This is a genomic window from Chitinophaga hostae, from assembly GCF_018224885.1.
Taxonomy (GTDB): Bacteria; Bacteroidota; Bacteroidia; order Chitinophagales; family Chitinophagaceae; genus Chitinophaga; species Chitinophaga hostae.
The window spans coordinates 122,315-139,749 of the sequence record NZ_JAGTXB010000024.1 but is presented as its reverse complement, the minus strand read 5'-3'; the positions used below and the strand labels follow the sequence as shown (position 1 = coordinate 139,749).

General features: G+C 46.4%; 9 protein-coding genes. 4 read left to right on the top strand and 5 right to left on the bottom strand.

The window, feature by feature from the left end:
- The first annotated feature begins 111 nt into the window (after nucleotides 1-111).
- From yiaA to KE626_RS30650, 3 genes are all read left to right on the top strand, one after another.
- Complete coding sequence (gene yiaA / locus KE626_RS30660; protein ID WP_211976891.1) at nucleotides 112-546, top strand: inner membrane protein YiaA; 435 nt, start codon at nucleotides 112-114, stop codon at nucleotides 544-546.
- 935 nt (nucleotides 547-1,481) lie between these two features.
- The gene (locus tag KE626_RS30655; protein WP_249207820.1) at nucleotides 1,482-4,460 is read left to right on the top strand and encodes a SusC/RagA family TonB-linked outer membrane protein; all 2,979 of its coding nucleotides are present in this window, start codon (nucleotides 1,482-1,484) and stop codon (nucleotides 4,458-4,460) included.
- Between the two features lie 20 nt (nucleotides 4,461-4,480).
- The gene (locus KE626_RS30650) at nucleotides 4,481-6,112 is read left to right on the top strand and encodes a RagB/SusD family nutrient uptake outer membrane protein (protein WP_211976890.1); all 1,632 of its coding nucleotides are present in this window, start codon (nucleotides 4,481-4,483) and stop codon (nucleotides 6,110-6,112) included.
- 109 nt (nucleotides 6,113-6,221) lie between these two features.
- Here the strand turns inward: KE626_RS30650 and KE626_RS30645 are convergent, their stop codons facing one another.
- From KE626_RS30645 to KE626_RS30630, 4 genes are all read right to left on the bottom strand, one after another.
- Nucleotides 6,222-8,687, bottom strand: a complete 2,466-nt coding sequence (locus KE626_RS30645) for an outer membrane protein assembly factor BamB family protein (protein WP_211976889.1) — start codon at nucleotides 8,685-8,687, stop codon at nucleotides 6,222-6,224.
- Between the two features lie 72 nt (nucleotides 8,688-8,759).
- Complete coding sequence (locus KE626_RS30640) at nucleotides 8,760-10,559, bottom strand: RagB/SusD family nutrient uptake outer membrane protein (RefSeq protein ID WP_211976888.1); 1,800 nt, start codon at nucleotides 10,557-10,559, stop codon at nucleotides 8,760-8,762.
- A gap of 20 nt (nucleotides 10,560-10,579) precedes the next feature.
- Nucleotides 10,580-14,014 carry a SusC/RagA family TonB-linked outer membrane protein gene (locus KE626_RS30635; RefSeq protein ID WP_211976887.1) on the bottom strand — a complete coding sequence of 1,145 codons (3,435 nt, stop codon included), beginning with the start codon at nucleotides 14,012-14,014 and terminating at the stop codon, nucleotides 10,580-10,582.
- Nucleotides 14,015-14,191: 177 nt separating this feature from the next.
- Nucleotides 14,192-15,262, bottom strand: a complete 1,071-nt coding sequence (locus KE626_RS30630; protein ID WP_211976886.1) for a FecR family protein — start codon at nucleotides 15,260-15,262, stop codon at nucleotides 14,192-14,194.
- 249 nt (nucleotides 15,263-15,511) lie between these two features.
- Between KE626_RS30630 and KE626_RS30625 the strand changes: the two genes are divergently transcribed.
- Nucleotides 15,512-16,087, top strand: coding sequence for an RNA polymerase sigma-70 factor (locus tag KE626_RS30625; RefSeq protein ID WP_211976885.1), 576 nt, complete (start codon nucleotides 15,512-15,514; stop codon nucleotides 16,085-16,087).
- 21 nt (nucleotides 16,088-16,108) lie between these two features.
- Here the strand turns inward: KE626_RS30625 and KE626_RS30620 are convergent, their stop codons facing one another.
- Nucleotides 16,109-17,392 carry a MutS-related protein gene (locus tag KE626_RS30620; RefSeq protein ID WP_211976884.1) on the bottom strand — a complete coding sequence of 428 codons (1,284 nt, stop codon included), beginning with the start codon at nucleotides 17,390-17,392 and terminating at the stop codon, nucleotides 16,109-16,111.
- Between the last annotated feature and the right edge of the window lie 43 nt (nucleotides 17,393-17,435).

The following is a 17,435-nucleotide window of genomic DNA, read 5'->3' as shown; positions in this document are numbered from 1 at the left end:
TCAACCCATTTTATATAAAATAAATTGTATTATTACAACAGGCCATCATTATGCAGATCGCAATCTTGTTAGCCATCAACCCAATCCCATAAATAAAAATTCACTCCATCAATGAAACAAAAACCATCAATGGCATTTATTGCAGCCTCCTGGGTAGCAGTATTTGCAGGTATCCTGGGCTTTATCATCGGCCTTTGGAATGCTACCACTATGCAACTGAATGAAAAAGGTTACTACTTCACCGTTTTAATGTACGGCCTTTTTGCAGCCGTGTCTGTACAAAAATGTGTAAGAGACAGAATTGAAGGTATCCCTGTAACCGATATCTACTATGCACTCAGCTGGGTATCTATGTTGCTCACTATCTTATTGCTGACAATCGGGTTATGGAATGCCACCCTGGCGCCCAGCGAAAAAGGATTTTATGCCTTTGCATTTCTGCTCAGCGTTTTTGGCGCCATCACCGTACAAAAAAATACCCGCGACAGCCAGGCCGCAAAAGTAAGCAGCCCTGTTTCAAAAGAAGGGGTTTCATCTGACTTCTGATTTTTTTTCCAACAGGGTAATGATTTACCCTGTTGGATATTTTGAAATTCATCCCCCGAAAGCCCGTCAGCAGCATCTTTTACCTCCATTTTGTTTTTGCAGCTCTTTACCCGCTTTTCCCTGGCCAGCTGAATATCCCCCTTTCTGAACCCATAGAAAAATTATATGCCGATTTGCTGCATCGCACAACTGCACTGACCATGCCCTTTGGTTTGTATACGATCTTGATAGCTTTGCAGATCCGCCTGTGCAATATGCCAATGGGGCTATGATAGTAGTACTTGTAACCCCTGTGTGTTCCGGTGGAGTACACAACATTCTGCAACAGATCCCGGTAATGTATAACGGGGAATAATTTCCCCGTTGCTGCTGCCATGGTTTGCCGGCATCTCAAAAAAAATGTTAAAAATGATTTCATTTAATGCAAATAAATATTACTTTTATTCCCGGAGAAGACAGAAAGTGCCGCGTTAAAACACTTGTTATTTAAAACAGAAGATTCGCTTGAATCTTTTTTTTGGAACCATTACTAAATCGATTTTTTAATGACTGCTGCCAGTATCATTAGAAAGTCGCCGCATTACAAACCCGCGTGTATGAACGAATTAAAGAAAGAAAAACTAATAAGGAAGAGGGAATTCCTTCGTTGTATCTAACAGAGAACTTGTTATGCTAACTTAATAGCTAAATCGATAATGTACTGGAAGCCAGTACTGTAATGCATCGTTTGTTTTTGCTTATGCTACGCGATTAGGGAACCATAGCCAAACCTGACCGGAAACCAGGTTATATCCTCCATCAAGAGGTATTTCACCATTTTTTAAATTACTAAAATCGTATCAGAAATTCTAAAAAATAGCCCGTGCGCTTATTGCTAAATCGTTTTTTCAATAGGTTTCGCGGGATTCATTATTAACCAACTTCAATTAATGTATATGCACAAACGATCCACGTTTTGGGCTCGGACCAGTATTGCCGGTACGGTCCTGATGCTCCTTTCACTATTTGCCTTCTCACAGGGCAAACCTGTATCCGGAAAGGTGACGGATGCAAATGATAAAACGCCCGTACCCGGTGTTTCTGTACAAATAAAAGGTACCAGCACCGGCACCATCACCAAAGCCGATGGTACCTTTACTTTACAGGCACCGGAAAACGCGACACTGATATTTTCCTTCGTAGGTTATCAGCAACAGGAAGTGCCCGCCGGCAGCGGCGCACCACTGAATGTAAAACTCTCTGCGGCTGTAAAATCATTACAGGATATCGTAGTAGTAGGATATGGTACGCAGAAAAGAAATGAAGTAACCACCTCCGTAGCGACCGTGAAAGCCGAAAACTTTAACCAGGGCGGCTCCCGCTCACCAATGGATTTGATCCAGGGTAAAGTGGCTGGTTTATCTGTTACCAGAACACAGGGCAACAACCCCAATAGCGGCGCATCTATACAGATCAGGGGGATTAGTTCTATTTCCGGCGACAGAAACCCGTTGATCGTCATTGATGGTATTCCCGGTGGTAACCTCGACCTGTTACAACAGGACGATATCGCCACGTTCGACGTACTGAAAGATGGTTCCGCTGCGGCTATTTATGGTACCAGGGGTAACAACGGCGTTATCCTCATTACCACCAAAAAAGGGAAAGCCGGCGATCCGCAGTACACCTATTCCACTTATCTGCAACGTGAAGCAGTAGCTAAAAGACCCAGCATACTGGGTGCTGCCGACTACATAAAAATTGCCGGCGCCTCCAACAACCAGGGAGCCGACACCGATATGTACGACCTGCTGCTGGATAAAAACAACCTCAGTCAGTATCACAACTTCGCCGCTTCCGGCGGTACTGCCAACAGCAACTACCGCGCTTCCATTTATTATAACGATGCCAACGGTATTGCACAACAGAACGGTCGCACACAATACGGCGGCAGGGTAAACGTAAACCAAACCGGCCTGCAGGGTCTGCTGACAATGCAATTCAACCTGGCCGGCAATTTCAACAAAGCCAATCTCAACGGCGGTAACAGCGGTGGCGGCGACAACAAAGCCGGTAACGCCGGCGCCGACTTTGAACAAGCCGTACAGCGTAACCCGACCGCACCCATCTTTGGCCCTGATGGTAAATACATCGAAACAAATGGCTTTAATAACTACAACCCGCTGGCACGCCTGCAGCAGGAACTGTATGAAAGAGATCAGAAAACATATTCAGGAGATGCCCGCCTAACGCTGGAGCCTATACGTGATTTGAAGTTCTCCGCCTTCGGCGCTATTGTACGTAACGAATATACCGATCGCCAGTACAAAAGCAAGGCGTCCCGCTCTTCCATCCAGGATTTCAAAGGTGGCGGCTATGCCTATAAAGCTAATTCTGCCGCCATGGATAAAACCTTTGAAGCAACAGTCGATTACACAAAAACCGTTAACTCCGACCATACATTCAACGTACTGGGCGGCTATAGCTACCAGTACAGCACCCTGGAAAAGTATGCCATGGACAACAACGGTTTCTTAACAGATGCGTTTGAAGACTGGAACATTTCCGCCGGTAATGCGCTGAATGACCAAACACTTCCGCGCCCGAAACAAAGCAGCAACAAAATAGATAATACACTGATCGCCTTTTTCGGCAGGATCAATTATAACTACAAACAGAAATACATGCTGCAGGCCATCCTGCGTCATGAAGGGTCCTCCCGCTTCGGTGCCAACAACAAATGGGGTAACTTCCCGGCAGTATCCGCAGGATGGGTGATCTCTAAAGAAGCATTCATGCAGGATCTTACCGTGATCAATAACCTGAAACTGCGCGCCGGCTATGGTATCACCGGTAACCAGGGCATTCCCAGCTACCAATCCCTGCTGACACTCGGAACAGGCGGCGCCTACCTGCAATACGGCCAATGGATCCAAACCTATGGCCCCAATAAAAATCCAAACCCGGACCTGAGATGGGAAAAGAAAAAGGAATTCAACGTAGGACTTGACTTCTCCCTCCTGAAAAACAGGATCGGTGGTTCCGTGGATGTATACAGCCGCAAAACAGTTGACCTCTTATTCAACTATACTGCGCAGCTGCCTTCCAATATCCTGGATAACATCTTCACCAATGTGGGCGCTATCTCCAATAACGGTGTGGAAGTAGTCATTAATACTGTACCGGTAAAAACAAAAGACTTCTCCTGGAACAGTGATCTGGCCTTTAACTCCCAGCGGAATAAAATGGTGTCCTTCTCCAACCAGATCTACAAGGCTACTGAGCAGTTCTATGGCGATCTGCCTTCTCCGGGTAACCTGGGTTCTGCCATCCGCGTAGTGGAAGGCGGTCCGCTGGGCACGTTCTATGGATACCGTTATGCAGGTCTTACCAGCGACGGCAAATGGCAGTTCTACAAAAAAGATGGCAGCATTGGTACCACCTCCCAGATCAATCCGGACGACAAAACCGTTATCGGGAATGGTATTCCAAAATACATGGCGTCCTGGAACAATACTTTCCGTTATAAAAACTTTGACCTGAGTATCTTCTTCCGTGGAAAATTTGGTTACGATATCCTCAACCTGCAGGATATGTACTTCGGTAACAAGAAATGGGCGCCCAACAACATGCTGTCTTCTGCCATCGGCAAAAACGCCAAACTGAACGATGACCCGCAGTTTTCTGATTATTACCTGGAGAAAGGTGATTTCGTAAAACTGGATAACATCACCCTGGGTTATAATTTCCAGCTGAAAACTAAATATATCCGCAGTCTGCGGGTATATGCAAGCGGCCGTAACATCGCCACCATCACCAAATACAGCGGTCTTGATCCGGAACTGGAAGATACCGCACTGGATTCCGGTATTGATGGAAGAGGATTTTATCCACGCACCCGCTCCTACACTATCGGCTTGAACCTTGGATTTTAAAAGCAGCAAAATTGTAACGTATGAAAAAGAATAATGCATATATCAGCGCAGCCCTGCTGGTCCTCGGTTTGAGTGCCTGCACCAAGCTCGATGAAAAACCATACAGCGAAATTATTTCAGACCAGTTCTATAATAATAAACAGGAAGTGATGTCGGCGGTGCTGCGCCCGTTTACCCACGCCGGCGCCTGGGCTGCCCCTACCGGCCAAACCGGCTACTGGCGCCTGCAGGAACTATCTGCCGACCAGCTGGCCTGGCCGCAGAAAGGTAAGCATGGCTATGATGGCGGTAACTGGATCAGGCTACACGACCATACCTGGATTGCCAACGAAGACAATGCCTGGAACCCATGGAGACTCATGTTCTGGGGAATGGGCTTCTGTAACAATACCATCAAAGATCTGTCGGCACTGGACTTCACTAAAATCGGCATGACCGAAGCAGATAAAACAACCCTGCTCGCGGAAACAAGAGTGGTACGCGCCTGGCACTACCTGAAACTGATGGACCTCTATGGTAATATACCCATCGTCACAGAAGTCAGCAACTCTGCCTCCCCGGCTACCAAACCACGTAAAGAAGTATTTGCCTTTGTGGAAAAGGAAATAAAAGACAACCTGGAGCAACTGCAACCACTGTCTGGTGATATGGTAGGCCGCGTTACCAAAGCAGGCGCTTACGCCATGCTGGTGGAATTATATCTCAATGCCCAGGAATGGACAGGCACCCCGCGCTGGGACGACTGCATTACTTATTGCAATAAAATCATCGCCGGCGACGGAGGCTCCCTCAGCGGCGCCGTTCCCGCACTGGAACCGGATATTTTCCGCGCTTTCGCTGCCAACAACAATACTTCTACGGAAGACTTGTTCCAGCTGGCATACGACCTGAGAGCCGGCAACTCCCGCTTCGGATGGCAGGGCGACTTCTGGCACCACCGCCAGCGCCAGATCTACAACGCTGACGTGGATGGTAACAACAGTATCGTAGTCATTCCTACCGCATATGATGCATTTAAAGACAATGACCTGCGTAAACAAAACTGGATGCTGATAGGCCCGCAGAAAAAAGATCCGGCCCTGCGCGCAAATAAAGGCGACAGCCTGGTACTGGGCACGGAAGAGTACAGCGGTAAACCACTTGTATTTGTAAAAGAGATTCGCAGAAATTCTACCGGCGAAACCGGTGCCGGCGGCATGACCCAGGGAGAAGAAAACAGCGGCGCACGCTTTGCCAAATACCTGCCGGGTAAACAAACCGACGCACAATACTGGGGCAACGACTTCGTGATCTACCGCCTCACCGAAATCTACTTTAACAAAGCAGAAGCCATCATGAGAAAAGCAGGTGGCGTGGCTACACAGGAAGCTGTTGACCTGATCAATGCTTCTAAAAAACGTGCTTTTAAGGCGGAAGACTGGCCTAAGGAAGCTTACACTGCTACAAGTCTCACCACGGACGAGTTATTGGCAGAAAGAGGCCGGGAATTCATTTTTGAAGGCAAGCGCAGAACGGACCTGATCCGCTTTGGTAAATTCACTACCGCTTCCTGGTGGGATCATCAGCCATCGGCAGAAAAATACAAGCTGTTCCCGATTCCGTTCAAACAAACCAGCATTAATCCTAACCTGGTACAAAACCCGGGGTACTGATAAACCTTGTTGGGCGGTGCGGTAAACGGCACACGCCCCGATGCGGAAAACAGGAAAGGCCATCTCCTTCAAAAGAGATGGCCTTTTCCTGTTTTAAAAAATATCCTATCTACAAACTAAATGCATTCACATTCCCGGAGAAATCGGCTACATACAACAGTCCGTTGCAGATGGCCATCTCCGCAAATACCGGGGCGCCGGTGCGGAAGCGGGATAACGTTTCACCGGTTTTCAGATCTACAGTATACACATAGCCATCAGAAGCGCCCACATAAACCCGGTCGCCTGCGCACAACGGTGTAGACTCAATCGTGGCAGATGAAGGCTGTGTATAAGGAGCAGTGTAAAACAGCGCTTCTCCCGGTACAAAACGCCACTGCAACTTCCTGGTTTGTTTGTCATATGCCGCCATTCCATTGGTAGCCGTACAAACAAGTATATACTTCTCCGTTACTACCGGAGCCGTCATTGTTTTCAGTGCTTCTTCCACCGGAATACTGTCGGTTGTTTTACCGTTGGCCGGGTCAATGATATGCAGCTTGTTCAATCCGTGCACATATAATTTGCCATCATAGAATGCCGGCGTGCCGCTGCGGAAACGGATACCTTCATCGCTGCGTTTCCAGCGCAGCTTTCCGGTATTCAAATCATGTGCAAACAAGTGGTTCCAGTTGGAAGAAGTTACCAGGCAGTCGCCCTGCACTGCCATAGCGGCTGGCGTACCTTCCCCTCCGCTCCAGTCGTGATTGGTCCATTTCACTGCGCCGGTAGCCAGTTCCAGTGCCTGCATGTATTTTCCGGCGCCGGTATAATAAACGCCGTTGATCACCACACCACCTGAATTATAAGAAGGCAAACTGCTCATATCGCCGGCATGCTGCCAGCGAAGTTTTCCCGTAGCTGCCTCCAGCGCATATGTAATGCCGTCTGCATCGGTAGCTAACAACAAGTGGTTGCTGTAACTGATGCTATGCTTCACAGAGTTACCGGTATGAAACTGCCACAATACCTTTCCGGTACCCGCATCCATCGCCGTAATGCCATTACGCTTATTTTCTTCATCATCAATAGTACCCACAAACACTTTCCCTTCCGCACATACCGGTGACGACTTCCACACGTTACCGCCGGTATTGGCTGACCATACCAGCTGCAATCCCTTTCCGGCAGATGCCGCTGCTGTGACCACCCCGCTGCGTTGGGCATGCTGCAATACTTCCGGCCATTGTTGACCGGTAGCGGCGGGTATTATATTTTTTTTAAGAGAGAAGGTATCCCTTCTGAACAGGATATTACCTGTACTGGTGGTGGCCTCTACCGTGGAAGTATATACGTTGTTTAGCCAGGCCGCGGGTATAGCGGTAGTTGTCGCCCAATTCCAGTCGGTACGTGGTTGCAGCGGTAACTGTTTTAATAATTGACCGTTTTTGCCATATAAACTGAAGAGTACCTTTTTCACATTAGCAGAGGTATGGTAGGTATTAACGCTGACCAGCAACCGGTTGGCATCGAAGGCCACGCCGGCAGCCGACGGTGATACCTGTGTAAGCTGGTTGTCTACATAGGTGTAACGTCTTTCTACACCTGCTATACCCTGCCGGTCAACTTTAATCATATCAAAATTACTGGCCGAATTATCAATTCCTCCATCTGCCGCGGGTGCAGAACAGAGGGAACGGATACCGCTGTTACCATGTGTATGTGCATAATTAATATGCCAGTGCCCGTAGATCCATGCTTTCAGGTGATGGTCGTTCAGTATAATACTGTCGTTACCTGATCTTACAGCAAACAAGGTATCATAGGTAAGCAGGTCATGATTAAAAATAACCACCGGCTTTGCGGGATCCGTATGCGCCAGGTCATTCTTCAGCCATTGCAGCACATCATCCACGGTATAGGAAGGTTTATAATCACCATACCACATCGGCGTTACAATAAAATGTGCAGGTCCTGCTTCAAAGGAATAAAACACCGGGCCAAACAACGATTCGTACAAAGCTTCTCCGTACGGGCCTTTCACCAGGTCGTGATTGCCGATACAGTAATATACCGGCAGTCCCATCGTAGCCGTATTCACCTGCTTTGCATGAAATTTCAGTCCTTCCTCATAACAGATATCACCTGTATGTACAATAAAATCGGCCCGCTCATTTTTTGCATAATCCTTTGCTTCCGTGATCCAGTTATTGTATAACGCAGTTTCTGTATCCGTTAGCCGCACAAACTTTGCTATGCCTTGCTGCGAATGTTTTACCGGCATCAGCGCAAAATCATAAGTCGTTCTGCTGCTATCGGCGTTAAGATAAAACGACCGTGTAAACCGGTAACCCGCCGGTGTGGTAATAAATACAAACTTCGCTTTCTGATAAACAGGCAGACTGAATTTTCCACCGGCATCAGTTACCGCTACCTGTAATCCATTCGATACCCGTACACCGGAAAGCCCTGCCTCACCTGGATCACACCTGTCGTTCCCATTACTGTCTATGAATACCTTTCCCGAAAATCCTTGCCCCGCTGCCACGTGTAAACACAGACAGGCAATAACAGCCAATAATATTTTTTTATGCATACGAATGGGTTTTAAACAACTACGAATTACAGCAGTGCTGTAATTCGTAGTCACAATTTGTATTTGTTGGGGTTACCAGCCAAAAATCTGTTTCAGATTTGGATTCAGTACCGTTTGCGATAATGGTATAGGACGATAGTAATACTTAGGTTCAATAAATACACGTTTACCGTCCCTGTCGCGTGTAAACATGATATGTCCTGACGTACCGTTCTCGAGATAGAAGTTGTTATCTTTTCCATCTTTATCTTTCAGATAAAAACGGGAAACGGATGCTCTTACATCGGCAGGCAAACCAGCCAGCACAGCTGTATCGGAAGGGGATGCCAGGATAGCAATATCTGCTTTACCGTCACCGGTCATATCAATACCTCCCAGTGCCGGCACATAAATACCCTGCTGTGAATCCTGGAAACGCATACCTGCTTTCCACCTGTTTACATCATTAAAGCGCAATCCTTCGCAGGCCATTTCCACTCTTCTTTCTCTCCTGATTTCCAGTATTACACCTTTATTGGCGCCACTCACAGCGGGATAGGCTGCAGCCTGTACCGGATCCGGTGTGGCATTTGCAGTTCCCATCACGAGATGCGGCATTTGTACACGGTCACGGAGTTTGTCGATGGTGTTCGTAATATCAGTAGCCGTCAATGTACCCAGTTCTGCTTTCGCTTCTGCATAGTTCAGTAATACTTCTGCATATCTGAATAACGGGATGGCAGTAAAATTCGCTTCCCAGCCCTGGCGCTGTGCCGGATCACGCGGATAAAACTTCAGCTGGTCATAGCCTCCAAGATTAGGCTTGGGGATGTACAGACTATTATTCTTCGTAGGTGAAAAAGCAGGATAAGATACGGTCTCGGCTAAACGGGGATCACGATTATTAAAGGTGGTCACATAATCCATTTTAGCATAACCGGGAAGGGCGGTAAACGGCGTACCATCTTTCATCAGGTAAGTATATACCAGGCTTTGGCTTAAAGACCAGGTCCAGCCCAACACTACATGCGAATTATTGCCGCGGTTCAGGGCCTGTTGAAAATCCATCCACTGGATCATTTCCGGGTTGTTCGTCAGTGTAGAACTGCAAAACAGCGCGCGGTAATCTTCTGCTCCTTTGCCGGTATTATAAATGCTGAATTTCTGGCTTCCCATCAGCTGTTCTGCCGCCCAGGCCGATTTCTGCAAAAATGTGTTAGCGGTACCCTGCAGGTTCAGCTCATCGTGGTATTTACGGAAAGTACCTTCAAACAAACCGAAGCGCGACATCAGCGCCAGTGCTGTCCATTTGGTAACCCGGGTATTGGTTCCCTGATCCGGTTTGATGTTATCTACCGCATACTGCAGATCCGCCATAATGGAATCTACCACCATAGTACGTGTGTCACGCGGCTTGTACAACGCGGAATCCACATTGGATAAGGCAGTTGAATACCAGGGCACATCAGAATACCTGGCTACTTTGTTCATATAAAACCTGGCGCGGAAAAATCTGGCGATACCAATAAAATGATTAATCGCCGCCTGGTCTCCCTTGGCCCTGGATACATTATCCAGCATAAAGTTAAAGCTGCGCAGATCGGCCCAGTCGTCCCAGCCGCCTACCGTGGTGGCACTGATACCGTTCTGTACCAACAGGTCCAGTTCTCCGCCACCGCTGTAACTGGAAATGTTATCAGAGTTCAGATCGTCGTAAGAATAATAATCCTTTGCATAGAAGCCATTGGTATAGGTTTCCAGGTCCTTGGGGGAATTGAAAAATGCCTCGGGTGTAATATCTGTTTGTGGCAATCGCTGCAGGTAGTCCTTATTACAGGACACTGCCGCACCCACTGTTGTTATCAATAATATAGCTAGCCTCAGTTGTTTCATGATGCACATTTTAGAACACATTAAAAATTCATATTCAAACCAAACGAATAAGTTTTCTGAAACGGATAAATAGTACCGTCCAACCCTTCAGGGTCAATGTCTGCTTTCAGGTGAGACACCGTGAAGATGTTCTCTGCACTGAAGTAGCACCTTAAACGTGCAATTTTCATTTTATCAGTCAGGTTGCGGGGAAGTGTATAACCGAGCGTTACGTTCTTCAATCTCAGGTAAGCAGCATTCTGCAGGTACCGTGTTTGAGGTGCGCCCAGTTCGGATGCATCTTCCGCGATATATGATTTTACGCGGGGGAAGTAGCCATTTGGATTTTCAGGAGTCCAGTGATCCATATTCTGCACCTGCACGTTTGCCCATGGCTGTGCATAAATACCCCAGAAGTAGTGATTGCTGGCGCCGGGATACCAATCTCTTTTACCAATGCCCTGGAAAAAGCCGCGTACGTCAAATCCCTTGTAAGCAGCAGAAAGATCAAAGCTGTATGGGAAGCGCACACTGTTATTACCAATAATGCGTCTGTCGCCATGATCAGCCAGGGTATTTTTCCCGTAGCTTATTTCACCATCTTGATTCAGGTCGCGGAACTTCAGGTCACCCACATAAAACTTATATCCCTGATCATCTGAACCCACCTTGGTTTGATTGGGATGATTTTTCAGCTCTTCTTCATTCTGGAAAAATCCTTCTGTTTCCAGCCCCCATATCTCTCCAATTTCCTGACCCACGTAGTAATCTCCCAGGTTACCCACCGGGTTATCATACTTCGTGATGAAAGTACGGCTATCCGCCAGCGAAAATTTCACACTGTAGGAGAATGGATTTTTGTTGATGTTAAACTGGTCGTGCCAGAGAACACTCAGCTCCTGTCCTCTTGTTTTCAGGTTAGCAGCATTCGTGCGCGGTTCTGGGGCGCCATATACTGCGGGCAATGTTTTGCTTTTGATAAACATTCCTTCAGTAAAGCGGGTATAGCGATCATAGCTGACAGTCAGTCTTTCTTTCAGCATGGCCATATCCACGCCACCATTGATAGACCGTACCTTTTGCCAGGTATAGGTAGGTGTAACGGGATTGGGCTTATACACCGCAATCGGCTGCTTTCCATCCAGGATAGTGCTCAGAGTACCTGAATTCATGGTAGCCAGGTAGCCATAGTTAGACCATTGCTGATCGCCCAGTGATCCGTAGGAAGCGCGTAATTTGAACAGGTCGATGCTGGCAGCATCAAACACCGGCTTTAAGAACTTTTCTTTGGACAGTACCCATGCAGCAGATGCCGACGGGAAGAAGCCCCAACGTTTATTGGAAGGAAAGCGGGAAGATCCGTCTTCACGGCCATTCAGCTCCAGCAGGTACTTATCATCAAAAGCATAGTTTACCCGGTAAAATATGCCTCGTACAGCCCAGTCGCTGATCGTTTGGCCTTGCGTAACGGCGCCGGTAGCCAATGCAGTAGTTGGGAAATCAGGACTGATCAATCCTTTGGCGCTGGCACTGATACTGTTTGTATAGAAATATTCCTGGTTGAAACCAACGAGTACACCTAACTCATGCTTGTTAAATGTTTTGCTGAAATCAGAGTATACGTTGTATACATTGTATTTCGACTGATAGGCACTGTTGGAGGCGCCGGACTGATTACCATCGGTATATTGAAACGGCTGATCAGGACCTGTGCGGTAGGCTACAGGGATATTATATGATTTGCCCATACCGTTGCTGCGACGGAAGGTAGCATCTCCCTTCAGGGTCCATACCTTTTTAACCAGCGCAATCTCCGTGTTAAATGTGGTCATGAACTCACCCAGGTTGCTGTTATTCCGGCCGCCACTTTGCAATTTACCCAGCAAGGCCGCACCGTCTGAAGTCCAGGTACCGTCCGGGTTTTTGGGAACAGATAACGAAGGAGTACGGTTGGCGTTATGGAAAAACAGGTAGTCGGTGGCATTAGACGGCTGGTCATACGTCATATTGGTATATACCGTATTAGTTCCCAGTTTAAAACGATCGTTAAAAGTATAGGTTGCTTTTCCACGCAGGTTATAACGTGTATAGATATCAGGATTGGTTCTCAGCATTCCATCCTGTTTGTAATATTCTCCGGATAAATAATAATTCAATTTATCATCTCCCCTGGCGATGCTGAAATTAGCCGTATATGCCGGCGCTGATTTATTATATACTTCATGCAGCCAGTCGGTAGTGCCAAAATAAGACCAGGCATTCCTGTTGGTTGGATCTACAATAACAGCAGGCAGCGAAGGATCTTTGGAACGCTGTGCGGCATAGGCTCTTACGGCGTCAGGATACAGATCATATAGTGGCGTGGCAGCGTCATGTTTCATCTGCATAGTCACCAGCGGGTCGGTAATAATATCAGGCACCGAGCCCAGCGAGCGGGAGGCGTAATTAGCGTTTACAGCTACTGCCAGCCGTCCGTCTTTAGCCGTTTTGGTGGTGATCAGCACTACCCCGAACGCAGCACGGGCGCCGTAAATAGCCGCAGAAGCAGCATCTTTCAGTACCGTTACGCTTTCTACATCGGCGGGATTCAGTCTTGACACCTCGGCAGCCGAAAAAGGTATATTGTCTACCAGGATAAACGGCTCACCACCATTCAGCGAGGTATAACCACGAAGATTGAAGCCGGGAGCGGAAGAGGATCGGCCGTTGTTGATAGTAATGTTAAGGTTAGGAATGAGCCCTTGCAAACCGGTTCCCACATTGGTGATCGGACGGCTCTCCAATGCTTTTCCTGAAACATTGTCCACCGCACCGCTAAGGTTCACCCGCTTCTGCTTTCCATAACCTACTACCACCACTTCGTTCAAACCATTTTCATTAGGCTTCATGACGATGGCATAATTACCGCTTTCCTTTAACTGCAATTGCCGCGTTTCATAACCGATATAGGAAAACTCCAGCGTTGAATTTTCAGGTACTTCTATCGAATAATGGCCGTTGACATCCGTTTTGGCGCCGGTAGCAGTTCCTTTTACCAACACGGTAACGCCAATCAGCGGCTGCCCCTGGTCATCTTTTACAACCCCTTCTATCCGTATTGTTTTCGCTATTTCTCCTGCTTTCAGGATAACGATCAGGTTATTGGGCATCACTTTATAGCGAAGAGAGGTCCCTTCCAATGCCTTGTCCAGTACTTCTTTTACCGGGGCATTATCCATGCTGATCGCTATTTTTTTATCAGGAATGGTATTGTTCTTATACAGGATTGTATAATCGCTACGCTTTCCGATAAGATCCAGGAGCTTGGCAATGTTGATATTTTTATAATCAACACTGATCTTCTCCTGGGAAAACCCATGTGCACTTAGCTGCAGGAAACCAGCACAAAGTAAAACAGATGTTAATTTCATACGCAGTAATAGTTTCCCGATATTCCGCCTGGGAATATTAGAAGGCCACCAATAACTTTTTTTCATAAATTTGTTTCGTTAGGTTAAATAATTAGGCCATTACCTGATTTTGTAGAATCGGTTTAGTTGTTTATCCGGCATTTGAAAAGGGGAATGTTCGAGCATTTCCCTTTTTTATTTGCCTTCAGCAATAAAAAAGCGATATTGATTTATTAGTTCATGAATGATTATTTAATCAGATGATTACCATATGTAAACAACATTTTCCCTGCTGTTTACTTCATACTGAAATCCTGACATTAATTGCAATGCCTGTAATACCTCTTCCATGCTTTGTTTCCGGAAGGCGCCTGTGAATACTTCATTTTTATACTTCTCATTTCTGAACCGGACGGTAACATTATACCACCGTTCCAGGTCATGAGACAAATCCTCGAACGTAACTTTATCAAATTCAAACCTGTCGTTCATCCAGGCTGTTGTTGGCGCTGTTGATGGCTGTTCCTCCGGCCTTATTTTGGCGGGCGCAATGGAGAAATGGTGGTTGGAATTACCTGTTGATGCTGTGGCGGAAGTACTTATATTTTTTTTATCAATGATTAATTTCTGTTCAGGCTCCAGCACTACTACTTTTCCTTTGGAGGTACCACTTTCCGTAAAGCTGACCTCCACTTTTCCACTCATCAGGGTGGTTTCCACGGTAGCATCTTCCTTATATGCTTTCACATTGAAAACGGTACCTAATACTTTGATATTTACCTGTTCTGCCTTGATGATAAAAGGATGATGAGGATCATGTTTTACGTCGAAAAATGCTTCCCCGGTAAGCATCACTTCGCGGTCGCCTTCCAGGAATTTATTCACATCGTACCGTAGCTGGCTGCATGCGTTCAGTACCACGCTGGTACCGTCCGGCAGTACCACCGAAGTTTTGGAACCTGTTTTAGTGACCACCTCATTACGGTAACTATTTTGTTGTGGCAGCTGCCAGGTCCAGTAAACGGCGGCTACAACGAGAATACCGGCAGCTATGCTGACAGCGTGTTTCCATGGAAACATCCGTTTCACCACCGGCCCCGGTTCTTCCATCAGCCGGGAAATATTGGCCTGTCCGCGCTGTAATAATTGTTGCTCCTCCGCAGCCGAGAATGCCTTGCTTTCGCGTACTGCATTGATATCTGCCACAATAGTATAGGCGTACTGCTGTTCCGGGTACCGGCTCAATAACGCATCCAGCTCTGTTAGCTCATCAAACGATGCTTCTCCTGCCAGTTTCCTTGCCATTAATATTTCTATCCGGTAATGCTCGGTCATTTAATTTTTGTGCGAATTATAACAGAAGGACGAAAAGAAATCCCAAAACCCCCAAAAAAGAAAAAAAATAATTGCGGGAAATAGATGAAAAAGGAAATATCCATACCAGTGAAGTATTCGGGGCTAAAAGAGTGTCAATTTTGTTGAAAATAACATCAGATACAAAAAAACAGTGCGGATAAAATATTTTGTTAACTTTAGCATAATCTACGTTATATAATTTGCAACCATTATCAGCGTATAAAAGGAATGGATCAGTGTACCATCAATAGTCTTTTTAGCAACATCACAGTGAACAATGATCAGGCGGCCTTCAGGGCGTTTTATGATCATTTCTTCGTGACGCTGCTCCGTTTCTCGTACACACTCACGCATTCCAGGGAAGTCGCTGAAGAAATTACCAACGATGTTTTTATGCATTGCTGGCAAAAAAGGCAATCATTGGGCCATATAAAAAACCCGCAGGTATATCTTTTTGTCGTTGCAAAAAATAAGGCCATCGACTATCTACGCAAACAAGCCATATCAAAGCAGGTATACTTCCCGGAAGAAGAAAAAGTAAATATCGCGTTCGACAGTGATCCCGAGCAACTAATGATTTCCGCAGAAATGATCCGGAAAATGGAATTTACCATCCAGCAGCTTCCTCCTAAATGTAAAATGGTATTTACGCTGATAAAACAAAATGGTATGAAATACAAAGAAGTGGCAGAAGTAATGAACCTTTCTGTGAAAACAGTGGAGAACCAGTTAGCGATTGCGATGAAGCGGCTAACCACCACCGTTAACTTCACCTTTGGCAACACCCGTAAAACGGTCAAATAGCAGGCTGCTTTAGGGTTTTCCCTATCCGTTTTTTTGCAGTAACGCCGGCAATCCTTCCTTCTCAAAAATAATCCGTCCTATTTTCAAATCAGACCATCCCGGCTTTAACCGGTAAAGGAACTGCGGTGAATGGTCTTTTAACTTACAATCGATATACCACGCATTGATTTCCGGCAACAATGGTTGTAACTGGTACAGATGTGTGGAGACGACAAAAAAACTACCCCTGAAACGATTAAGTCCGCTGATCGTTTGCTGCGAAATATCCAGGGCATCATCTACATTGGTCCCCCTGAACAATTCATCAAATACCGCAAAACAACGTTTGCCTGAACCGGCCTCCTGTACTACGTTTTTCAGGTGCTGCACTTCCATCATAAAATGGCTGTAACCATGTTTCAGGTCATCAGATAAATTAATGATCACCGTAATGGAATCAAAATAAGGTAACCGGCAATAACGCGCAGGCACTCCCACGCCGGCGTGGGCCAGGTAAATACAAATGCCCAATGCTTTTAGCAAGGTAGACTTCCCCGACATATTAGGCCCTGTCAGCAACATCACAGTATCATTTACTTCCAGGTCATTTTTCACGGGATGCTTTAACGCCGGATGATAAAAATCTTTCAGCTGCAATCCTCCCTCTGCAAAGGTGGGAAATACAAAAGCATGTTTTATCATACCCTGCGCCAGCGACAACCACGCTTCATACGCATAAAAGGTTTCCCAATGCATGTTTGCAGCGTTTGCTGCTATTCTCCGGTTCAGCAGGTCCAGCAAAAATAACTGGTCCTTTACGCCAAACCGATCTTTGCGGATACGCTTTGCTATGTCAACCGCATGAAACATAGAAAGATATTGTTTCAATGCCACCAGCCGTTCACCAAATACCACCGGAAAAAGTGCAGGATCTACCTGCTCGAAATACAGATCCATTTTTTCCATAAACAGCGCCAGCTGTGCCAGCCTGCTCCTCATGGAATGCCGGTAACGCCGGCGCCATAGCAGCTGCACAGTGGCAATTACCTGGTTGCTGTCGTAATAATAATATTGATCGTTTATACGGGAAAAAGTGTGTAGTACTTCTTCAAAATCCTGCTTGGAATATTCAATTTTCGTATATACGTAACCGTTATTTATGAATGATTGAATGAGTTGTTGTCTTTCATACACGGCTTCCTGCGCGGATGGAAGTTCGAGCAACACATGGGCTAATGCCCGCCTGGCGAAGGGATTCCCGGTTGTATCAAATAACGGTAATAGCTGCTGCTCTATCTCCAGGTCAGTAACATTGGCTTTCATCATTAAAAGATAGGAAGAATGGAGTAGCTTTTACCTGTTGCCAACC